This is a genomic window from Geobacter benzoatilyticus, from assembly GCF_017338855.1.
Classification (GTDB): Bacteria; Desulfobacterota; Desulfuromonadia; order Geobacterales; family Geobacteraceae; genus Geobacter; species Geobacter benzoatilyticus.
In genome coordinates, this window is sequence record NZ_CP071382.1 from 3,002,690 (window position 1) to 3,025,104 (window position 22,415).

Annotated in this window: 21 protein-coding genes; 1 reads left to right on the forward strand and 20 read right to left on the reverse strand. The window is 54.8% G+C overall.

Going from position 1 to position 22,415, the window contains the following annotated elements; genetic code table 11:
• Window position 1: 1 nt before the first annotated feature.
• Both JZM60_RS13880 and JZM60_RS13885 read right to left on the reverse strand, forming a co-directional pair.
• Window positions 2-1,129, reverse strand: a complete 1,128-nt coding sequence (locus JZM60_RS13880) for an ABC transporter permease (protein ID WP_207163018.1) — start codon at window positions 1,127-1,129, stop codon at window positions 2-4.
• 43 nt (window positions 1,130-1,172) lie between these two features.
• A complete protein-coding gene (locus JZM60_RS13885; protein ID WP_241426267.1) occupies window positions 1,173-1,691 on the reverse strand; it encodes a DUF4124 domain-containing protein in 519 nt (172 codons plus the stop codon).
• Window positions 1,692-1,845: 154 nt separating this feature from the next.
• Between JZM60_RS13885 and JZM60_RS13890 the strand changes: the two genes are divergently transcribed.
• Window positions 1,846-2,868 (forward strand): cytochrome c3 family protein, encoded by a 1,023-nt coding sequence (locus tag JZM60_RS13890; protein WP_207163019.1) that lies wholly within the window; start codon window positions 1,846-1,848, stop codon window positions 2,866-2,868.
• 88 nt (window positions 2,869-2,956) lie between these two features.
• Here JZM60_RS13890 and JZM60_RS13895 read toward each other — a convergent pair whose 3' ends face one another.
• From JZM60_RS13895 to JZM60_RS13980, 18 genes are all read right to left on the reverse strand, one after another.
• On the reverse strand, window positions 2,957-4,258 hold the full coding sequence (locus JZM60_RS13895) for a DUF512 domain-containing protein (RefSeq protein WP_207163020.1): 1,302 nt from the start codon (window positions 4,256-4,258) through the stop codon (window positions 2,957-2,959).
• Window positions 4,258-5,358, reverse strand: coding sequence for an AI-2E family transporter (locus JZM60_RS13900; RefSeq protein ID WP_207163021.1), 1,101 nt, complete (start codon window positions 5,356-5,358; stop codon window positions 4,258-4,260). The genes JZM60_RS13895 and JZM60_RS13900 overlap by 1 nt, the downstream gene beginning before the upstream one ends.
• A gap of 54 nt (window positions 5,359-5,412) precedes the next feature.
• Window positions 5,413-5,637: an RNA chaperone Hfq gene (gene hfq, locus JZM60_RS13905; RefSeq protein WP_207163022.1), complete on the reverse strand. Its 225-nt coding sequence runs from the start codon at window positions 5,635-5,637 to the stop codon at window positions 5,413-5,415.
• 11 nt (window positions 5,638-5,648) lie between these two features.
• Window positions 5,649-6,575 (reverse strand): tRNA (adenosine(37)-N6)-dimethylallyltransferase MiaA, encoded by a 927-nt coding sequence (gene miaA / locus JZM60_RS13910; RefSeq protein WP_207163023.1) that lies wholly within the window; start codon window positions 6,573-6,575, stop codon window positions 5,649-5,651.
• Window positions 6,576-6,582: 7 nt separating this feature from the next.
• Entirely contained in the window at window positions 6,583-8,370 is a 1,788-nt protein-coding gene (mutL, locus tag JZM60_RS13915) for a DNA mismatch repair endonuclease MutL (protein WP_207163024.1), read from the reverse strand.
• Window positions 8,371-8,419: 49 nt separating this feature from the next.
• Window positions 8,420-9,721, reverse strand: coding sequence for a phenylacetate--CoA ligase family protein (locus JZM60_RS13920; protein WP_207163025.1), 1,302 nt, complete (start codon window positions 9,719-9,721; stop codon window positions 8,420-8,422).
• Between the two features lie 14 nt (window positions 9,722-9,735).
• Window positions 9,736-10,479: an ABC transporter ATP-binding protein gene (locus JZM60_RS13925; protein WP_207163026.1), complete on the reverse strand. Its 744-nt coding sequence runs from the start codon at window positions 10,477-10,479 to the stop codon at window positions 9,736-9,738.
• Window positions 10,480-10,482: 3 nt separating this feature from the next.
• On the reverse strand, window positions 10,483-11,235 hold the full coding sequence (locus JZM60_RS13930) for an ABC transporter ATP-binding protein (protein WP_207163027.1): 753 nt from the start codon (window positions 11,233-11,235) through the stop codon (window positions 10,483-10,485).
• Entirely contained in the window at window positions 11,228-12,214 is a 987-nt protein-coding gene (locus JZM60_RS13935) for a branched-chain amino acid ABC transporter permease (protein ID WP_207163028.1), read from the reverse strand. The genes JZM60_RS13930 and JZM60_RS13935 overlap by 8 nt, the downstream gene beginning before the upstream one ends.
• A gap of 18 nt (window positions 12,215-12,232) precedes the next feature.
• The gene (locus JZM60_RS13940) at window positions 12,233-13,117 is read right to left on the reverse strand and encodes a branched-chain amino acid ABC transporter permease (RefSeq protein WP_207163029.1); all 885 of its coding nucleotides are present in this window, start codon (window positions 13,115-13,117) and stop codon (window positions 12,233-12,235) included.
• 83 nt (window positions 13,118-13,200) lie between these two features.
• Window positions 13,201-14,343 (reverse strand): ABC transporter substrate-binding protein, encoded by a 1,143-nt coding sequence (locus JZM60_RS13945; protein ID WP_207163030.1) that lies wholly within the window; start codon window positions 14,341-14,343, stop codon window positions 13,201-13,203.
• Between the two features lie 18 nt (window positions 14,344-14,361).
• Window positions 14,362-15,498, reverse strand: a complete 1,137-nt coding sequence (locus JZM60_RS13950; RefSeq protein ID WP_207163031.1) for an ABC transporter substrate-binding protein — start codon at window positions 15,496-15,498, stop codon at window positions 14,362-14,364.
• Window positions 15,499-15,580: 82 nt separating this feature from the next.
• The gene (locus JZM60_RS13955) at window positions 15,581-16,012 is read right to left on the reverse strand and encodes an ACT domain-containing protein (protein WP_207163032.1); all 432 of its coding nucleotides are present in this window, start codon (window positions 16,010-16,012) and stop codon (window positions 15,581-15,583) included.
• A gap of 64 nt (window positions 16,013-16,076) precedes the next feature.
• Window positions 16,077-17,384, reverse strand: a complete 1,308-nt coding sequence (locus tag JZM60_RS13960; protein WP_207163033.1) for a phenylacetate--CoA ligase family protein — start codon at window positions 17,382-17,384, stop codon at window positions 16,077-16,079.
• 18 nt (window positions 17,385-17,402) lie between these two features.
• Window positions 17,403-17,981, reverse strand: coding sequence for an indolepyruvate oxidoreductase subunit beta (locus JZM60_RS13965; RefSeq protein WP_207163034.1), 579 nt, complete (start codon window positions 17,979-17,981; stop codon window positions 17,403-17,405).
• Entirely contained in the window at window positions 17,978-19,735 is a 1,758-nt protein-coding gene (gene iorA, locus JZM60_RS13970) for an indolepyruvate ferredoxin oxidoreductase subunit alpha (RefSeq protein WP_207163035.1), read from the reverse strand. Before iorA ends, JZM60_RS13965 begins: the two co-directional genes overlap by 4 nt.
• A gap of 123 nt (window positions 19,736-19,858) precedes the next feature.
• Window positions 19,859-20,782, reverse strand: a complete 924-nt coding sequence (locus tag JZM60_RS13975) for a Ppx/GppA phosphatase family protein (RefSeq protein WP_207163036.1) — start codon at window positions 20,780-20,782, stop codon at window positions 19,859-19,861.
• Complete coding sequence (locus JZM60_RS13980) at window positions 20,782-22,413, reverse strand: Na/Pi cotransporter family protein (RefSeq protein ID WP_207163037.1); 1,632 nt, start codon at window positions 22,411-22,413, stop codon at window positions 20,782-20,784. The genes JZM60_RS13975 and JZM60_RS13980 overlap by 1 nt, the downstream gene beginning before the upstream one ends.
• Between the last annotated feature and the right edge of the window lie 2 nt (window positions 22,414-22,415).

Here is a 22,415-nt window from a genome sequence, read left to right on the forward strand (position 1 = left end):
CTTACCCCCGGAACAGAATCGCCGGATCGATTGACTTTATTTTCCGGATGGAAACAAACGCCGCCGCAAAACACATGAGCAGAGTCAGGACCAGGACAGCCACATTAACCCAGACATTTACCACCATGACCATCCCTGCGGCGTGGTAGAGCTTGACCGAAGCGATGGTAATCACAAGACTGGCAAGATAGCCGGCAAGGGCGTTTATGAATGCCTGGGAAAAGATTATCCGGTATATCTCGGCGTTGTCCGCGCCCATGGCCTTAAGGGTTCCAAACTCCTTGATATGTTCCATGGTGGAGTTGTAGATGGTCTGACCGACAATGAGCATGCCGATAAGGAAACTGATCAGTATAGTCAGCATGAACGAGAAGCCGACACCGGTCTCAATGGTCCAGTAAAGGCGGGTCTTGCGGCTGAAATCCCCACTGGTATAGACATCAACATCCTTAAGCTTTTTCTTTAATCGCGCAACGACATCTGCGACGTCATGGCGCGAATCCACCTTGGCCACGACAAAAACAGTGTTCGCCGGGCCAACCAGGTCGGAAAGGCTCTGGGCGACGTTGTAAGAAGTGAAAATCAGAGGCGCAGTAGTAAACGACTTCGCACCGCTGCTGATGCCCACAACTTGAAGACGTCGGAAGAAAATATCGCGATAATCTCCCACTTTGAATTCCCCGAGCCGCTTCCAGGCCGATTCATCCACTATGAAAAAATTACCGTTTTTGACAGACCGCGCGTCACCTTCTTTCATCTTCCAGGGTCCGCCAACCAAAGTATCGGGGTTATAACCGATCACCTCAACCTGCTCGGTTCCACCCTCTTTCTGTTTGATTAACCCCCAGGTCACGATAAGCTTTTCAGCCCACTGAACACCTTCCACCGATTTGACATGGTCGTAGAAATATTCGGGAATCGGCTGTGCGAAATCAAAATTCCGGGTGTTCTTTGAGGTTACCCAGATATCCCCTTCAGTGTGATCGATGATCACCGATGATGTTTCCATCAATCCGAGATAGATTCCAACCTGGGCAAAGATGAGCCCCACAGCGAAAACCACGCCGAGCAGCGTAATCAGCGATCTGATCTTATCGTAGAGCAATATCCTGAGGGCAACATAAAACATTACAAATTAATATCACACAGTAATTGCAGCGGCAACCGAGATATCATTGACGCCATTCCATCGGGACCCCTGCCCTGCTTGCTTCAATTTCAAGAGCGGAAAGTTGTGCTTCGAGTTCCTTGATCCGAGTTTCGTCGCGATCAATCTCAGCCTTGCGCTCGGAATAGGAGGTCCGGTCCTGGACGCGCTGATGAATGATGCGCATGCGCCGCAACTGGTTCAGTTCATCCTGTTTCTTTGGAAGCCCTTCCCGAAGGTCTTTCATCTCAGTTCGAATAGCAGCGAATCGGGATCGCCACTCTTCTTCTGAAAGCCCGCCCGGCAGATTCGGCTCAAGACCCGTATCCTGATTTTGCAGAACTCCGTCATCCGAAGGGGATGTAGCCTTTGGAGAAGGGATTTCCCGGACACGTTTCTGGTATCGTGCCGGTATCCGGTCCGTATCATCGGTAAAATGAACAACCCCCTTGTCATCAACCCATTGATAGGTATCAGCCATGGCACCAGAACTAAATCCGGCCACAGCCACAGCAACTGTAATAAATTTTCCGATATGCATCATAATCCCCTTCGATAAACACCCCGATTGTGCGATTTACACGGGCGAACTCCGCAAACTTCCGGGATATTAACATTGACGTCAATACAGACAGGATGTATAGTATTACGCTTGAAAACTGAATATTAATAAGACTTTAACATAGAAGGAGCACATTATGAATTTCCGTTTCATTCCTGTTATCTGTCTGCTGCTACTGACATGTGCGCTGCCTGCCGTAGCCAAAGAAACCAAAAACATCTCATACAAGCTGAAAAATGCCGAACCGGTCGTATTCAGTCACGATATTCACCTTGCAAAGTATAACAACAACTGCCGTATTTGCCATAACACTCTCTTCAATCTGAAGACCCGTAAACGCTTCACAATGATTGAAATGGAGCAGGGAAAATCATGCGGCGCCTGTCACACAGGGATAAAAGCATTCAGTGTATCCGACGATGCCGAATGTAATCGTTGCCACAAGGGTAAGCCCCGGCCGGTTGTGTTTAAAATGAAGGGAGCCACCGACGCGGTTTTCCAGCACGAAGCACATGTTCCCAAACTTGGCGGCAAATGTCGCACCTGTCACAGCAACAAGACCATAACCGGCGCCAGAAAAGCCACCATGGCGCAGATGGAGAAGGGTCTGTCCTGCGGTGCCTGCCATAACGACAAGAAGGCCTTCACGGTTGCCGGCAACTGCGGCAAATGCCACAATGGAATGGCTCCGCCGAAGACCGTACCGTTTAAAATCAAGGGAACTGCCGATGCCGTCTTCAGCCATGAGTTCCACCTGGAGATGTACAAATGCGCCGATTGCCACACCAAGACCTTCGCATACCGCGCAGGCGCCAAACACTACACCATGAATCAGATGGCTGCCGGGAAATCATGCGGGGCCTGCCATAACGGCAAGGACGCCTTCGCCTCCACCGGCGACTGCGGCAAATGCCATCCCGGCCTCAAACCGGCAAAACTGACCTACAAAACGAGCATGGGCGAGGCATTCTTCGACCATGAATTCCATCTGGGGATGTTCAAGTGCGCCGACTGCCACACCAAGATTTTCAAATACAAAAAAGGCGCCTCATCCGCCACCATGGCCCAGATGGAAGCCGGATCCTCATGCGGCACATGCCACAACGGCAATGATGCCTTCAGCGTGAAGGATGACTGCATCAAGTGCCATAACATGTAACCCCAATTGACTATTAAGGCATAACAGAAACGGCGGAGTCCCTGTGGATCTCCGCCGTTTCTGTTTTCAGCATCGGTATTCGCCGCATCTACATGGAACGCACCTGTCTCAGGGCGCCAGCAATCCCCGAAGGAGTCGACTCCACGACCACAACCGGCACGCCGAGAGCCTCCCGCAGTTGCTCCACGGACATATTGTCGAGAAATACCCCCTCGCCTTCCTTGAGCATCACATCGGGAACCAATACCGCATCCCCCAGCTCCACGCCCTTCAATTCTTCAACGATATCCCCGCCGCAAACAAGCCCGGTAACCGTTACCGACGCGCCGAAAAGACGGTTCCTGACCGCGACGGCTCTGAATGCAGCCCCTGTCCGGACGGAAAGGCCGTCAAGGAACTCCGTCAGATAACTATAGGGCGATTCGCCGGTCACCACGGTTATGGTCACGGGCTTCCCCTTCCGAGCTCTTTTGAGCACATGGGCAGCCTCGTCCAGGAAAAGCGGGATCATGCCGATTCCGTTCTCGATCTGTGGAAGATCACCGTAGGATTCGAGAGGCGGGAATGGAATCCCGGATTTGATGTAAAACTCGTCTGCCAGGAAAAGAAACGGAGCACCCAGTTCCCGGGCAAAGCGATCAGCCTCTGGCTGCCATTGGCGAATAAAGGCCCCGGCATAGTCCGCCGAGACCGGTTCCAGCACCGGCAGTCCTTTACGGTGTTTTGTCAATCCGACTGGTACCACGGCAAGTGACTGAACTGAAGGATGAAGATCCGCAAGGTCTTGCACTGTCCTTGCAAGCTCCTCTTCGTCATTGAGCCCTGGACAGAGTACGACCTGCGTGTGCATGACAATGCGAGCTGCAGCAAGTTCCCGCATAATGTCAAGTATCGGGAGAATCTCCGAACGGCCCAGGAGTTTTTCCCGCAACACAGGATTTGTCGCATGCACTGAAATGTAGAGTGGCGAAAGCCGCTGGGCGATTATACGGTCCAGTTCATCGCGGCCAATGTTGGAGAGAGTAACGTAATTTCCATAGAGAAACGAAAGCCGGTAGTCCTCATCCTTTACGTAGAGAGGTGGGCGCAATCCCCTGGGTAGTTGATGGACAAAGCAGAAGACACACTTATTACCGCACTGCGTTGGATGAGGTGGGGCAAAAACAAGCCCCAGGGGTTCATCACCGTCACGCTCAATCTCAGCCTCCCAACGTTCCCCGGAAGGCTTTAGGATCTCCAGGACGAGCTCCTCGTCATCAGCATAAAAAGTAAAATCTATAATGTCGCGCAGCCGTTGGCCATTTATGGCCACCAGCCTGTCGCCCGCCTCGATTTCAAGCTCTTCGGCAATGCTTCCCGGCTGTATGTAATCGACAAGCAGCCCTTCCATTATGCTCCCCGGTAATATGTCGTAGTGAGATACCATTCTGCGAGATGGCGAAGAAATACCTTAAGCACGGCAGCTACCGGGACCGCCAGGAGCATGCCGAATATGCCGAACCACTGCCCCCCGACGAACAGGGCAATAATGGCCACGACAGGATGGAGCCCAACCCGGTTTCCGACTATTGCAGGAGTGATAACCGCCCCCTCAATGGCCTGAACTATGACGAACCAGCCGAGGCACAGAAGCGGATGGAGCAGATCGTGAAACTTGAGAAACGCCATAATCATTGAAACTACGATGCCAAAGACGGTTCCCACATAGGGTATGATGAAAAGGATGCCCGAGAGGCTCCCGATCACAATCGCCAGATCAATGCCGATGAGAGAAAGGCCGATGCTGTAGAGAACGGCCAAGATGGCACAGACAGACAACTGGCCGCGCACGAAGGCCGAGAGGACCCCATCAATTTCCCTGCCGAGCCCGATGGCCCAATCACGTGAACGTTCAGGCACAAGTTTCAGGAAACCTTCCCTGAACCGCGGAAAATCAGCAAGAAAATAGTAGAGATAAACCGGGGTAATGAAATAACCAACAACCGTCAGGATAACCCCCAAGGTCGAAGTGAAAGCTGTTTTTAAAAACGCATAAGCCTCACGAACTATATCGAAGGAGATTCCACGCAACTCATTCACGATAAGTTCGAACCGACTGGAGAGCTTTTCGGGGGTTTCTATCTCGAGATAAACCTTAACCTTTTCAGGAATAAGGCCGTAAAGGCGGTTCGCATATTCCGGAAGATTGATCTGCACCGCAGCAAACTCGTTTTGGACGGAGCCGGCGAAAAAGGCAACCGCAGCTACGCATCCGAGCACAATGGCGGCCATGACAAAGACAATGGCCACAACCCTGGGCACTCTCTTGCCTTCAAGCCAGGACACGGCAGGATTCAGCACATAAGCAAGAATCAACGCCAGTAGAATCGGCAAAAAAATAGAGCTCAGGGACCAGGCAAGGGCAACCCCGGCAAAAACCAAAACTACGGCAACTATGAATGGGTAATTTTCTTTCAGGTAAGTGGTCACAGAACAGCGCCGAAAAGACACAACCGGCCCTCCCCCGTTCGGGGAAAGGGCCGATTTAATCCCGCAGGTAGAGAGCTACTGGTGAAGTTTAAAATTACCATCAACGGAAGTTATAGTTGAAATCGAATGCTTGTAAATCAGCATATCTCCTTGAATTTCCATGAGTACCGAGAAGTTGTCGAATGACTTGATATACCCTTCAAGCTTTTCGCCCGACATGAGCCGGACGGCTACCTTTATCCGCTCTTTACGTGACTGGTTGAGGTATTGATCCTGGATATTGAACGGTGCCTTCGCCATATGCCGCTCCTTTAATGATAAAATTCCATGACAGTGTTTAAGATACTATCAAACTTCACGGGATATTCAACCCAGATAATTTCAGAATCCCGTCTACACCATGTCATCTGCCGCTTGGCATATTGACGCGTGCTGCGCTTGATGAGCCGGACCGCCTCATCTAGGGAGTATTCTCCCGCGAGATGCGCGCATATCTCCTTGTAGCCGATTGAACTCATAGCCTTGAGATCAGCGGTATAACCGGCAGCCAACAGTCCCGCAACTTCAGCGACGAGCCCTTCAGCCATCATTTTGTCCACCCGTTCCTCGACCCGACGGTAAAGAAGCTCCCGCTCCATATTAATACCGATCTTGAGGCAGCGGTAGAGCTCATCGGCAAAACGGTGCTCATCCTGAAATGCAGAGAGAGGGCGACCCGTCATGAAGAAAACCTCCAGCGCCCGCACAACTCTTACCCGGTCATTGGGGTGAAGCCGGGCTGCGGAAACAGGATCAACATCAGCAAGGCGCCGGTGAAGTGCAGCGAGACCTTCCCTGTCGGCCCGGGCTTCCAGATCTTCGCGGATATCCTGGTTACCTCCGGGCGAATCCGCAAGTCCTCGGGTAAGTATCCGGATATAAAGGCCAGTCCCCCCCACAAGGATTATGCGCTTCTTCCTCCGGTGAATTTCTTCTATCACCCTGGAAGCGTGGTCGCGGAAGTCGGCAGCTGTGAAATTAACGTCGGGAGTTACCAGATCGTATAGATGGTGCGGAACTCGCGCACGCTCTTGGGGCGTGGGCTTTGCAGTACCGATGTCCATGCCGCGATAAACCTGCATGGAATCGGCGTTTACAATCTCACCGTCCAGACGCTCGGCAAGCTGCATTGCCAGCGCCGACTTCCCCGAGGCCGTTGGCCCCTGAACGATGACAAGTCGTATTCCACCGTCTTTCATAACAATCTCACCGCTTGAACATCCGCTCAACTTCCGCCAGGGTCAGACGCTGAAGAACGGGGCGGCCATGGGGACAGTTCGAAGAAAAGTCGGTGGCATCCATCTGGGCAAAGAGTGCCTCGATCTGCCCGTTTGTGAGCGGGTGCTCGCCCCGTACCACGCTATGGCAGGCAATGCGGGCCAGGATATCTTCCACAGCATCGGCAACGGTACGATTCGCTCCAACCGCCTGGAATTCCTCCAGGGTATCTCTCAGCATCCGGATGTAATCCTTATCGGCCAGAAGCCGCGGCACTCCCTTGACGACCCAGGTGGTGCCGCCGAACTCGTCGAGATCGAACCCCATACGGCCCAGTTCTTCAAGGTGCTCCCGCAGTTCGGCAGCTTCACGGTGCGAAAGTTCAAGGGTATCTGGGAAAAGAAGGCCCTGCCCCTCGACACCTCCGGCCGCGAACTGCGATTTTAGGCGCTCAAACGCAACCCGCTCGTGGGCCGCATGCTGATCGATGATAATCAGATCGCTTCCATCCTGGCAAAGGATGTAGGAAGCCTGAAACTGGCCGATGATAGCCAGCCGCGAGAAATATCCGCCGGGTGCCGTTGCTGCCGCCGTTTCCGTAACAGGTTGGGGCGAAGGGGTTGAAGATGCCGGTGGCGGCTGAAAATAAGACCGGCTCGGCGCCGTGGCGGGCCGGTAGTTCACAAGAAGCTCCCTCACCTCGGCAACGCGCTCGGCGCCGGCGGCTGGCTCCCGCCGCTGCGGCACTTGCGAAAAATTCTGTGACAACGGGGACTGGCGCAGCCAGGGGGTCGGGCGAAGCGCTTCCTCAATCACTCCCTGGATAACATCGTGAACAACACCCTGCTGCCGAAAACGTACCTCGTGCTTGGTAGGATGGACGTTCACGTCCACCTCCCCAGCCGGAACTTCGATAAAGATAACCACTATCGGATAACGCCCACGCTCCAGGAAATTGCGATAAGCCTGAAGTATTGCGTGCTGCACCACCCGATCGCGGATGAAACGGCCATTGATGAAGGTGTACAGATGACCGGCAGCGGAGCGGCTCACGTCGGGCCGTGCCACGAGTCCCCTGACAGTCACTCCCTCCACGGACGCATCCAGGGGATACAGGGCACCTGCTATGGAACGCCCCAGCAATGCAGCCACCCGCTCTTCAAGGGTACCGTTCAAAACGCGGAAGACGGTTTTGCCGTCGTTTATGTAGGTAAATCGGACATCGGGGCGGGAAAAAGCAAGGCGGGTTAGAAGATCCCCCACATGGCCAGCCTCGGTTTCGGCGCTCTTCATGAATTTGAGCCGGGCGGGAGTGTTGAAAAAGAGGTTACGCACGGTAATGGCCGTCCCTTCGGCCATGCCGCACGCCTTTACTTCCTTTATCCGCCCTCCCTCGGCATAGATTTCGGTCCCTTCAATTGATCCCTGCCTGCGGGAGGCAAGGGTGAACCTGGAAACCGAAGCAATGGAAGGGAGGGCCTCCCCCCTGAAGCCAAGGGTGCTGAGCGCAAAGAGATCATCATCTGAAGCGATCTTGCTGGTGGCATGGCGCTCCATGGACAGAAGCGCATCCTCCCTGGACATTCCGCCGCCGTCATCGGTCACCCGGATGAGCCGCCGCCCCCCTGCCTCTATCTCAACCAGGATATCGCGGCAACCGGCATCGAGGGAGTTCTCAACCAGTTCCTTCACCACCGACGCGGGGCGCTCCACCACCTCGCCGGCGGCAATCTTGTTGGTGAGATTCTCCGAAAGGATTCTAATGCGTGTTGACACGGGCCACCTCGTCAAACTGACCGGGGGAGTCCCCTCGGGCTGGAATTAATCAGAATCGGCGATTATCGATAACCCGCTTCGCCTTTCCTTCATGGCGAGTGATGCTGTTGGGCTCCACGAGTTTCACGGTAGCTCCGACGCCGAGTACCGAATCAATCCGTTTTTCTATCATCTCCAGGAACGCCCGCTGCCGCTTCATTTCATCGAAGAAGATGTTCTCGGTAACCTCGATCTGGATCTCAAGGGTATCCAAGGCCCCTTTGCGGTCAACGATGATCTGGTAGTGGGGCTCGCACCCCTCGATGGCAAAGAGTACGTCCTCGATCTGCGAGGGAAAAACATTCACCCCTTTGATGATCAGCATGTCGTCGCTGCGCCCCATGGTCTTCTTCATGCGAACTGATGTTCTGCCGCAGGCACAGGGAGAGTAATCGAGGCTCGTGATGTCGCGCGTCCGGTAGCGGATCATGGGGAAGGCCTCTTTGGTGAGGGTCGTCAGCACAAGCTCGCCGACGCTCCCGGGCGGGAGCACCTCTCCGGATTCGGGATCGATAATCTCGGGGATGAAGGCATCTTCGAAGAGGTGCATTCCGCACTTGCATTCACATTCGCCGGCCACGCCGGCCCCGATGACTTCCGAGAGGCCGTAGTTGTCGGTGGCATTAATGAAAAGTCTGCTCTCAATCTCTCTGCGCATCGCCTCGGACCATGGCTCGGAACCGAAGAGTCCTATTCTGAGCGAGAGCGTCTTGGGATCGATCCCCATCTTCTCCATCCGGTCGGCGATGGTGATGGCGTAGCTCGGGGTGGAAACCAGCACCGTGGATTTGTAATCCTGCATCAACATGATCTGCTTTTCAGTATTGCCTGCCCCCATTGGGATGACCGATGCCCCTACGGTTTCAGCACCGTAATGCAGCCCGAAAGCTCCCGTGAAGAGGCCGTAGGTGAAAGCGATCTGCACAACGTCGTCGCTGGTGACTCCGGCCGAGGTTATGAATCGCGCCACAAGGTTCGACCAGACCTTGATGTCGTTCCTGGTGTAGCCGACAACCGTCGGCTTGCCGGTCGTGCCGGAGGATGAGTGAATCCGAACGACTTCCCGGAGAGGAACGGCAAACATTCCATAGGGATAGTTCAGACGCAGGTCTTCCTTCGTGGTAAACGGAAGCTTTTGGAGGTCATCAAGGGACTGGATGTCCTCGGGGACAATGCCGAGCTCATTGAACTTGTTCCGGTAACAGGTAACATTTTTATAGACGCGATTGATGGTTGCCTGCAAGCGCTCAAGCTGAAGCTGCCTGAGGTCCTCCCGCGCCATGCATTCGTAAGTTGGATCCCATATCTTCATACGGTTGTCCTCGCCTATCTTTCCCAGATTTCCTTTTTATCTTTTCCGAGGTAGGCCCTCTGAACATCATTGTTTTCCAGAAGGTCGGAAGCTATTCCCTCAAGTACTACTTTACCTGTCTCAAGCACATATCCCCGGTCAGCCATCTTCAAGGCCGCCTTGGCATTCTGCTCAACCAGCAGAACGGTGGTCCCGCGCTCGTTCCGAAGTTGCGTGATAACCCGGAATATCTCCTGCACCACCAGGGGAGCAAGCCCCATGGAAGGCTCATCAAGCAAGAGGAGCTTGGGGCGCGCCATAAGCGCCCTTCCCATGGCGAGCATCTGCTGCTCGCCGCCCGAGAGGGTGCCGGCAGCCTGTTTGCGGCGCTCGTGGAGACGGGGGAAAAGGGCATACATATCGTCCAGATCCTTGCGGATGTTGCCGCGCCCTTCCCTCCCCTGATAGCGGAGATAGGCCCCCAGTTCCAGGTTGTCCTCCACGGAAAGAGGCTTGAATACCTGTCTCCCTTCAGGTACCTGGCAGATGCCGAGCTTGACGATCCGGTCCGGCCCGAGGCCCGCAAGATCCCGGTCATCGAAAAGGATCTGGCCCGTGGCCGGCGGCGTGACGGCGGATATGGAGTTGAGTATGGTGGTCTTCCCTGCGCCGTTGGCGCCAATAAGGGTGACGATCTCCCCCTTTTTCAGGTGGATGGAGATGTTCTTTAGGGCGTGGACCTTGCCGTAGTAGGTGTTGATGTTCTTGATGGTCAGCATGCCCTACCCTTCCCCGAGATAGGCTGAGATCACTTCCGGATTCTCCTGAATTTCACGCGGAGTCCCTTCGGCGAGCTTGCGTCCCAGGTTGAGGACTACGATGGAGTCGCAGATGTCCATTACGAGCTCCATGTCATGCTCCACCAGGGCGACGGTTACACCGGACTCCCGTATTTTATGAATGAGTCGCGCCAGGTCCAGGGTCTCACGGCTGTTGAGACCCGCGGCCGGCTCATCCATGAGGATTACCTTCGGCTCCAGCGCCATGGCCCGGGCTGTCTCCAGGAGGCGCCCCTTGCCAAACGGAAGGTTCCCCGCCTCGGTATCGGCCAGATCGGATATCCCCGTGAACTCCAGCCAGTGCAAAGCCCGCTCACGCAGCCTCCGCTCTTCCGCCATCTGCCATGGAAGCCTCAGAGATGACGCGATTATGCCACTTTTACCCTTGGTATGGAGGCCCACCATAACATTCTCCAGCACGGTCATCTTGCTGAAGAGTTCGATATTCTGGAAGGTCCGGACCATGCCGAGGGAGGCGAGGCGCTCCGGCGCGAACCGTGTCACGTTCTTCCCCTGAAGATGCACCATGCCGCTTGTCGGTATGTAAATACCGGTAACAATATTGAAAAGAGTCGTTTTCCCGGCGCCGTTGGGTCCGATGATACCGGTTATGGCCCCCTCTGAAACCCGGAAGGAAACATCCTCCAGGGCAGTGACCCCGCCGAATCGTTGCGTAATTCCCTGAACCTCAAGCATCGGCTTTGTTCCCCGATCCAGCCCGCATGAATATCCGTCCGAAGATAGCGGGAATCCCGCGGACTAGGCCGCCGGGCATGAACATGGTCATAAAGATAAGCAGACAGCCGTAGACGATGATGTCGTAATCCTGGAACGTGCGAAGCATCTCAGGCAGCAACGTCAGGAGCGCTGCACCGAGGAAAGAACCGTAGATGCTCCCAAGCCCGCCGATGATCACCATGGTCAACAGCTCAACTGAGAAATTGAATCCGAAAGAAGTGGGCGACACAAAGGTCATGGTATGGGCGTAAAGACTTCCGGCAATGGAAGAAATGAGCGCCGAGAGGGCGAAAATCTGCACCTTGAGAAACCGCACGTTGATACCCATGACCCGCGCAGCCACCTCGGAATCGTGAATTGCCCTCAGTCCCCTGCCGATGCGGGAATTAACCAGATTCACGGAGAGTAGAATCGTCAGGAGGGTTATCCCCCAGATCAGGTAGTAGTTTTTAAAATCGCTGTCAAAGTAAAATTCACCGACAGACAGGTTCGGAATACCGGGAAAACCGGAAGGGCCCCCAGTCAGTTCAACCGCTTCGTTGAACACGATGAACACGATGATTCCAAAGCCAAGGGTGGCCATAGCCAGATAGTGCCCCTTAAGCTTCAAAATCGGAAACCCGATGAGGAAGGCCAGCAAACCCACGCAAGCCGCCACTACCGCCATGGCAAGCCAGGAATTCATGCCGTAGGTTGCCGTAAGGATTCCCGAAGCATAGGCGCCGAGGCCAAAAAAGGCCGCGTGCCCCAGGGATATCTGCCCCGCGTAACCAAGGAGCAGGTTCAAGGCAACGGCAAGAAGTGTGTGGATACCGACAAAGACGAAAACATTGAGGAGATACCCTTCCTTGAACGCCATGGGAAGGAACAGAATCAGCACGGCGAACAGAATGAACTTCACCATTGAATGCTTCAGGAAAGATTTCAATTTAATCATAATTACAGTCCGTGCTTGTTAAACCCGCTCGGTATCGCCCTTCGAAAAGAGTCCCTTGGGACGAATGAAAAGAATGACCAGTAAAATGATGAAAGCGATGGCGTCCTTGTAGCCGGAGGAGAAAATACCTGCCCCCAGGGATTCGAGCACGCCCAGGAACACTCCGCCGAAGACGGTGCCGAGACCGCTGCTCATCCCCCCGATGATGGCGGCGCAAAACCCCTTCAGGCCCAGCATTATGCCGACATCGTAGGAAGTCATGGTGAGCGGGGCAATGATAATGCCGGCCATGGACCCCATTGCAGAGCTGATGGCAAAAGAGAAAAGCACCATGCGCCTGACATCGATCCCCACAAGCCCGGCGGCACGGGCATTGTAAGCACAGGCACGCATGGCCTTGCCGCTGATGGTGTAGTTGAAATAGATTTTGCTGCAAATGATAACCACTGTAGTTACGGCGAATATCCAGAGATGCTGTGGCAGGATCGTCGCCCCGCCCACCTGGATAGGATTGTCGCCGGAAAAGGTCTGGAGCGCGTGCGTGTCCTTGCCCCAGACAAGCATGGCGATTCCACGGATAAGAATGCTCCCGCCGATGGTGATGATGACGAGACTGATGGGCGAGGCGTTCTTCATTGGCCTGATGGCGAACCGTTCAAAGACGACTCCCGCAAGCGTCGATGCAGCAATGGACAAGATTATCGAAACAAGAAAGGGCAGGTTGAGAACGGTGAGGAAAAATACCGTAAACATCCCCCCAAGCATCACAAATTCACCCTGGGCGAAGTTTATGATTCCAGTGGCATTGTGAATGATTGCGAACCCTAATCCGATAAGAGAGTAGATTGCACCGGTCGAGAGGCCGGAAAGAAGGTATTGAGCTATCTGATTGCCAATTTGCATAGATATATATTTCTGGCTCACAATACGGAAGCGCAGCCCTAAAAGCCTGCGCCCCGTTATCAGCTGATTTATTGTTGGTGCTGTTACTTTACGAGAACGAAATCTTTCTTTCTGACTTCCACTAGGACGAAAGCATCTTTGGTGAGCCCGGCATGATCGGATGGTGAGTAGCTGAAAACACCGCCGATGCCGGCAAATCCCCGTATCCGCTCCAACTGGTCCCTTATGGCGGCAGGGTTATCGCCGCCTCTCTCAATAGCAGACTTCAGAAGCATGATCGCATCCCAGGCATGGCCGCCGAAATGGTCTCCCTCGGCCCGGTAGTGCTTCTGATAGTCACTCACGAAGGCAAGAAGAGATTTTTTCTGGCGATCCGAATTGGGGAGAAGATCGGCTACAATCACGCGTCCCGATGGGAGAATAATTCCTTCCGCCGAGTCGCCGGCAAGCGCAATGAACTTCTTGGATGACACGCCGTGACTCATGTAGAGCGGAAGCCTAAGCCCCAACTGACTGAAATTGCGAGCAATGACGGCCGGCCCGGGATTGGTGCCCCAACAGATGACGGCCTGGGCGCCGCTCCCTTTGATCTTGGTCAACTGGGCAGTCATATCGGTATCCTTCGGGCCATAGGTGTTATCGGATACGATTTTCATGCCATAGGCCGCTGCCTGAGCCTTCAACTGCTCACGCCCGGACGAACCGAAACCGTCGGAGACGGTAAGAATCGCAACCTTCGATATTCTTTTTCTTTTCAGATTTTCATAGATTTTTGCCACTGCCAAGCCATCGTTCTGGGCCGTCTTGAAAACCCACCGCTTGACAGGCTGGGTGATTTTGCTCCCTGCGGCGCAGGAAATCAGCGGGATTCTAGCCCGTTCCGCAACGGGGATAACAGCCATAGTATCACCGGTAGTGCTGGGACCGATGATGGCGGAAACCTTGTCTTCCTTAATAAGCCGGTTGGCGGCCTGTACCGCCTTGGTGGCATCGCCCTGGGTGTCGTATGCAATCAGCTGGAGTTGACGGCCCCTGACACCACCTGCCGCATTGATCTCGTTCACGACCATCTGGGCGGTGTTGCGTTCAGGCTCACCAAGGAAAGACGCAGGTCCAGTCACTGAAAACAATCCGCCGATCTTTATGGGAGGAGCCGCAAGGGCGCTTCCTGCAAGAATTGCCAGCGACACAATAAACGTCAATAAACCAGAAAACGTTTTAAACATGGACATCCTCCCTGTAAATTATTTCACCAATTCCCAGTCCCCTTTGGTGACCCGTATCATTTCAAAGGCTGAAAGATCGAGACCATTGTGGTCGGCAGGAGACATATTGAAAATACCGGAAATGCTCACTACTCTCCGTGACTGCTCAAGGCCGTCTCTGAGCTGCGCAGGAGCCCCCCCCTTCTTCAGCGCATTGGAGATGAGCAGGAATGCATCATATGCGTAACCACCGAAGGTTGATGCCTCAACGCCGAATCCTTTCCGATATGCCTGGTCATAGTCGCGAAGGAGTTTCGCCTGCGGGTCGTTTTTAGTCAGCTTATCAAATACTGTCAGCTTGCCGGCAGGCAGGATAATCCCCTCGGCAGCATCAGCTCCGGCCAGCTGAATGAATTTTTTGGATGCAACTCCGTGGCTCATGTAAAGGGGGGTCTTGATGCCGAGCTGCTTTACGTTGCGGGCAATAATGGCCGGACCGGGGTTTGTTCCCCAGCAGATAATCGCATCGGGCCTGCTCGACTTGATCTTCGTCAACTGGGCGGTCATGTCGGTATCCTTGGGGCCATAAACCTCATCGGCAACTATTCTGAAGCCCTTTTTCCCCGCCATGGCCTTGAGCTGCTCCCGCCCGGAAGAGCCGAAGCCGTCTGAAACTGTAATGATGGCGATGTTCTTCTGTTTTGACCGGGCAGCCTGAATCAGGATTTTCTCCACGGCCACATGGTCATTGGCCGGGGTCTTGAAAACCCATTTTTTCACCGGCTCGGTAATCTTGATCCCTGCGGCGCAGGAGATAAGCGGAATTTTTTCCTTTTCGGCCAGGGGGATTACCGCCATGCTTTCCCCCGTGGTGCTGGGGCCGACAATAACGCTCACCCTGTCGTTCTTGATAAGCTTGTTGGCGAGCTGGACCGATTTTGTAACATCACCCTGGGTGTCGTAAACCACCAGCTCAAGCTTGCGCCCGCCCACGCCGCCCCTGGCATTGGCCTGCTTGACCAGCATTTCGAGAGTATTCTTCTCGGGCTCTCCCAGAAAAGAGGCGGGTCCGGTCACGGAAAAAAGGGCGCCGATTCGAAGCGGTTCGGCAGCAAAGGCGGCAGCGGCAACAAGCAGTGTGACAATACTGGTTACAAACGCTATAAGTCTCTTCATTCTACCTCTCCTTTTCGATATCCCGCATCCTGGCGCGCGGGATAATTCATCGGGACCCCGGCAGGCTCACCAGTCACAACTCTCACATGGCGTAAAGCCGTTCACCCTCAAGCACATTAATGCCGTTTTCAGCAAGGATTGTGACCGCCTTGGCGGTTTCGTCGAAGCGGAAGATGATGACGGCATTCTCACCGCAGCGCTCCACGAAGGCGTACATGTATTCCACGTTAATCTGCTGACGATCAAGAACCTGCAATATTCTGGAAAGACCGCCGGGATGGTCCGGAACCTCCACAGCCACCACCTCAGTCTTGTTGACAGTGAAACCCTTCTCCTTCAAAACCTTCTTTGCCGTCTCCCTGTCGTTGACGATGAGGCGCAATATGCCGAAGTCAGAGGTGTCAGCCAGGGACAGGGCACGGATGTTGACACCCGTATCACCGAGGACCTTCGTGATCTCTGCTAGACGGCCTGATTTATTCTCAATGAAAATCGAAATCTGCTCAACGTTCATTTCACCCTCCTGGCAGGGCAAGGCCTGCATTTATTCCGGCTAGGCTTGTATGCGCCTTACGACTTCAACTATTGCTGCGATTGTCGATAACCCGTTTAGCTTTTCCCTCGCTCCTGGCTATGGTCTGGGACTCCACGAGCCGGACTTTGCAGGAGATGCCGAGGATATCCTTGATTTCCTTCTCTATCCGGTATGACAGGGATTGAAGCACCTTCACTTCGTCGGAGAAAAGTCCTTCGCCCACCTCAACCTGCACCTCAAGCGAATCAAGATTATCTTTTCGGTCAACGATGAGAAGATAATGGGGCTCAATTCCCTCGATGCCCATGAGGATCGACTCTATCTGCGACGGGAATACGTTGACGCCGCGGATAATGAGCATGTCGTCACTTCTGCCCGTCATGCGCGCAAGCCGGGCATGGCTTCTGCCGCAGACACAAGTCTCATAAGTGAGGCTGGTTATGTCGCGGGTACGGTAACGGATTAGAGGAATCCCCTCCTTGGTAATTGTAGTAATTACCAGTTCGCCCTGTTCGCCCTCCGCAAGAACCTCGCCCGTAACCGGATTGATAATCTCGGGAATGAAGTGGTCTTCCCAGATGTGAAGCCCCTTCTTGGCCTCGCTGCACTCGATGGCAACGCCCGGTCCCATGATTTCCGAAAGGCCGTAGATATCTATGGCGCTCAGGTTAAGCTTGCCCTCAATCTCACCGCGCATCGCCTCAGACCACGGTTCGGCGCCGAAAATGCCAATGCGGAGTTTCAGCCCCTGGAAGTCAACCCCTTCTTCCCGCGCCGCCTCAGCCATGAAAAGTGAATAGGACGGGGTACAGGTGAGGACCGTGGAACCGAAGTCCTTCATGATCATGATCTGCTTTTTGGTATTGCCCCCGGACATGGGGATGACCGATGCGCCCAGTTTCTCGGCGCCATAGTGGGCACCGAGGCCGCCGGTGAAGAGACCGTAACCGTAGGAGTTATGGATGATATCCCCCCGGTTGACGCCGGCCGCGGCAAAGGAACGCGCCATAAGCACGGACCAGATATCGATATCCTTGCGGGTATATCCGACAACGGTCGGTTTGCCGGTGGTGCCGGAAGAGGCATGAATGCGAACGATTTCATCCATTGGGGCAGCAAAAAGCCCGTAGGGGTAGCTGTCCCGCATATCCTGCTTGTAGGTGAAGGGAAGCCGTTGCAGATCGGCAAGGGATTTGATGCTATCAGGGGTAACGCCGGCACGATCCAGGCTTTGGCGATAGAAGGGAACCGAGGCGTAAACCCGCGCCACGGTGGCCTGAAGCCGTTTGAGCTGAAGGGCTTCCAAGGCTTGCCGCGGCAGTGTCTCGAACTCTTCGTTGTGGTAGCTCATCGTGAACTCCTCCCCTGATTAGAGGCTCCGGCCCAGTTGGAATGCCTTGAGATTCACCTCAAGGGCCTTGCGTGGCACCATCTTCTCCAGAGCTTTGATCCAGCACTCATCGGCAATGTCGAGACGTTTTGAAACGGCGCCGAGCAGAACCGTGTTTGCAGCTCGGACATTTCCCGCCTCAGCGGCCAGCCCTTGGCCATCAACAAGCAGGAACTTGGGGAAAAGAGCGGCAATTTTTTCAGGAAGATCCGTGGGATAGGTCTCCTGTCCCAAGAGCACCGACGGAGGCTGAATGCACAGGTCGTTAGCCACCACTGACGCGCCGTTCTTCAGAAGCGGAAGCGAACGATAGGTTTCCATAATCTCGAAGCCGAAGAGAATATCCCCCTCACCTTCGGGAACAATGGGAGAATGTACCTCTTTACCATAACGGACGTGGGAGACGACACTGCCGCCCCGCTGGGACATGCCGTGAATTTCGCTCTTTTTCACATCGAAACCGGCCTGCATGAAGGCCTCGGAAAGGATTTCCGAAGCGAGAAGGATTCCCTGCCCGCCAACGCCTACAAGGAGGATATTAGTAACGGTATCGCTCATTTTGCACTCCCGATCGCGTTGAATTTGCAGAGTTGGCGGCAGACATCGCAGCCGTTGCAGAGCATCGGATCAATGAAAGCCTTTCCCTTCTTCCCGTCGGAAGAGGGCTGCCACTCAATGGCGGGACAACCTATCTTCAGGCACGCCTTGCAGCCGGTACAATGATCCTGATCCACCGAGAGGACGAGTCCCTTCTGGAAAACGCCTTCACGCTTTACGAGAACACAGGGGCGATTGGTGATGATTACCGACGGCTCGGGACGATTCATCTCTTCCCGCAGGGCCTCCAGGGTCTGCTCAAGGTTCAGGGGGTCGGCAACCCGCACGTGCTTGATGCCGATGGCTTTGCAAAGCTGGACTAGGTCGACCGCGTTCGTTTGGCTGTCCGACAAGGTCCATCCGGAGGCGGGGTTGTCCTGGCGTCCGGTCATGGCGGTTATGCGGTTGTCAAGAATCACTACCGTCGCGGGAGCCTGGTTGTAGGCCATCTCCATGAGGCTGTTGATGCCAGTGTGCAGGAAAGTGGAGTCGCCAATGACGGCCACAACCTTTTTCTGCTCCTCGGGATCGAGTGCCCGGACGATTCCGCTTGCATTGCTTATGCTGGCACCCATGCAGATGCAGGTATCCATGGCGTTAAGCGGGGGCATGAAGCCGAGGGTGTAGCAGCCGATATCGCCGGTTACGTAGGCCTTGAGCTGGTTAAGGCTGTAAAAGACCCCCCGGTGAGGACAGCCGGGGCACATGTTGGGCGGACGGCCCGGAAGCTTTTCGACTGCGGTCTGAGCCGCATCGGGGAGCCCGAAGGCCTTGCGGAGCCTTCCGGGGGTGAGTTCGCCGCAACGGGAGATGATATCCTTGCCGATTACGGTGATGCCGGCGGCTTTCACCTGCTCTTCGATAAAGGGGTCAAGCTCCTCGATCACATAGAGGGTTTTCACTTTCGCGGCAAACTCTCTTATGAGCGTCATGGGGAGAGGATAAACCATCCCAAGCTTTAGGACCGAAGCGTTGGGAAGCACTTCCCGCACATACTGATAGGAAACGCCGGCCGTTATGACACCGATTTCGGCATCGCGCATTTCCACCCGGTTGATGGCCGCCGTGGCGCCGTACTCGGCAAGCTTTACGATACGCTCTTCCACCAGAGGGTGACGGACCTTGGCGTTGCCGGGAAGCATTACCAGTTTGGATGGATTCTTGACAAGCTTGGGAGCCGGAAGACCGGTGACGGGATCGCCCAGCGCAACAACGGATTTGCCGTGGGAAATGCGGGTACAGCTTCGCAGCATCACCGGCGTGTCAAACTGTTCGGAGAGCTCGAAAGCGAAGCGCGTGAAATCCTTGCACTCCTGGGAATCGGCCGGCTCCAGCATGGGCATCTTGGCGAACTTCGCATAGTTGCGGCTGTCCTGCTCGTTCTGGGAAGAGTGCATCTCGGGGTCGTCGGCGACAACCAGAAGGAAGCCTCCGCCGACGCCGGTATAGGAAAGGGTGAAGAGAGGATCGGCAGCAACGTTTACCCCAACGTGCTTCATGCAGGCGATGGAGCGCGCGCCTCCGAAAGAGGCACCTATTGCAACCTCAACGGCAACCTTCTCGTTGGGTGCCCAGGAGGCATCGATTTCTCTATAGTTGACTATTGTTTCGAGGATTTCGGTGGATGGGGTGCCGGGGTAAGCGCTTGCAACCTTTACCCCCGCCTCGAAGGCGCCGCGGGCAATGGCTTCGTTGCCGGAGAGAATTTCCTTCATGTGCATAGTCCCTGAAAAATAAAATAAGGGGTAAGCCCCCCTTAACGGTCCTAGGACTATACAGAATAAGCTGATTGTAAGTCAACCCCTTTGTAGAACGGGTTTTTAGGAGATACAGCCCTATCAGGCGGGTCGTTTGGCGAGGTCGAGCAACACCCCTTCAAGCAACCCGAAATCACTCACCGTCATCCGCTCAAAGCCGAAAGTCTCCATGGTATCGAGTACAATGAGCATGCCGGCGATTATCAGGTCCTCTCTACCCTTCTCGAGCCCCGGTACTTTGAGGCGATCAGCGGAAGGAAGCGGAAGAAGCATCCGGAATATCCGGGTGATCTCATCCCTCGTCAGGACGTAGTTATTAACGCGGCGGTAGTCATAATCGGTCATGCCGAGACTGATGGCCGCAAGAGTCGTTGCCGTGCCGGCAGTAGCGACGAGCGTTGCGCCGTCAAGCCGGCCCCAGAGTCCCCGACCCGCAATGCGCTCGCCAAGTCCGCACAATTCCCGCGCAATTTTCTCCTTCATGGCCGCCACATCGGGCTTTCCCTCCGTAAGCCGGACCACTCCCAGAGGAAGGCTCTCCGTGTACAGCGGATTACTTGATTCCGCCAGAGTGTACTCTGTACTCCCTCCCCCCACATCGAAGACGAAAAAGTCACCTTCTTTACGGTCAAGGGCGGAAAGAACTCCTGCAAGAGTCAACAACCCCTCCTCCTTGCCGTCAATTACCTCAAGCCGGATTCCTGTCCGCTCCAGAACTGCGCTGCAGAATGCCGGACCATTGATCCCATCGCGGACCGCACTCGTCGCCACGGCCCTCAGCCGGGTCACGCCCGCTTTTCCCATCTCTTCGGCAAAGTCTGTCAACGCAGCAACGGAACGCTGCCATGCTTCGGGAGAAATCCCCGATTCACGGGTAAACCCACCGCCAAGCCTGGTTATATGACGTTTTACAAGAACTGGGGCAATGGAACCTCCATTCACCCGGCCGATGAGAAGACGGGCGGTATTGGTACCGAGATCAATGGACGCGTACGATTCCTGCATCAGGCAAACTCCCTCCTGGTTTCGATTATAGTGAGACAAGAATCTGATATTTTTGCGAACGCGGCAATCATATCCGCAAAGATGATTCCTGCCCGAACAGTGCATTTTCCGTTGGATAGCCGCTTGATGTGACCGTTCAACATAGCTTCCCTCATCTGCACCACCTCGTCCCTCACCCCTCTTCCTTTTTCCAAGGCCTCAGGGACAGGTGATTCCACAGATTCGGCCGCCAGCACGACCAACTCTTCCACCTTGCGGGAGAGATGCCGGATCTCGGTCATGGCAATGGTGGAAAATACGAGTTTCTCCTCCTTCTTCTTCCGAAGGTAGTCGAGGATCGCCTCAGACTGATCCGCCACATGCTCAAGCTCACTGATGAGCTGGAGCATGACCGGGATATCCATCGTTTCTTCGGGGGGCAACGGATTCCGGGATAAATTCACGAGAAAATCACTCAAATCCCTCTGGATGATGTCCACTGCATTTTCTTTTTGTTCGATGGCAACTGACTTTTTAGCATCATAACGAACGAACTGGGCCGCCATCTCGCAATACATGCTCCGTGTTATGTCGGCCATGCGCCTGAGTTCATTGCGGGCTTGAAGGAGCGCTATGGGGGGAGTGTTAATGACCCGGTTGTCGATGAATATCGTCCGGGCTTCAACACTCACAGTCCGTTCGCTGCCGGGAATTATGTGGGATGCGGAACGGGCGAAAAAACCGATGAGCGGCAGAAATATGCAGGCACTGAGTATGCTGAATACCGTGTGGGTATTGGCTAGAACCCTAGAGACCGCCGTTGAGGAATCCAGGACCGCAGGAGATATCGTGCGAACCAGTTCAATGAACGAGGGGAAGAAAATCATCACCACCGTAACGGCAAAAATATTGATGACAAAATAGAAAAAGACCGCGCGCTTTGCCTCTATTGTGCCGCCGATGGATGCAAAAGCAGTGATCACCGAAGTGCCGACAAGTTCGCCGATGACCATGGCGGCACCGGTCTCGAATGAAATAAGGCCGCTGCCGGCCAGAGCCATGACGATGCCGATGGCGGTACTGCCCGACTGTACGAGAAGAGTGAGAAGCGCCCCGAAGAGAACGGAAGTGAAATGCTTTGAAATCAGGAAAGTATCATGGCCGAGAACGATGGCGTTCTGTTGAAGGGGCTGGAGGTTCGCCTCCATCACCCGGAGGCCGAGAAAGAGAAGACCCGCCCCGAGCAGCAACTCGCCGGCATTCACCCAGCGCCGGCGGCGTACGAAGAACCTGAGCAGCACACCGGCAAAAATGGCGGGAAGCGCAAAAGAGGTAATCTTGAAGGCAATGAACTGGACCGCCAGCGTCGTGCCTATGCCGGTGCCGAGCAGGATGCCCAGTGCCTGGTAGAGTGAGATCAGACCGGCATTGACAAAGCCGATGGTAATTATGCAGGCGGCGCTCGAAGACTGAAGAAGCGATGAAAGTGAACTGCCGAGCAGGGCGGCAGCCAGCCGATTGCCGGCCACCCTCTCCAGTGCCCGGCGAAACTTGTCGCCGGCGAGCTTCTGGAGCCCGTCGGTCATGGTTTTCATGCCGAGAATGAAGAGGCCTAGCCCCCCGAGGGCCTCAAGGACGTAGAGGATGGTCATGG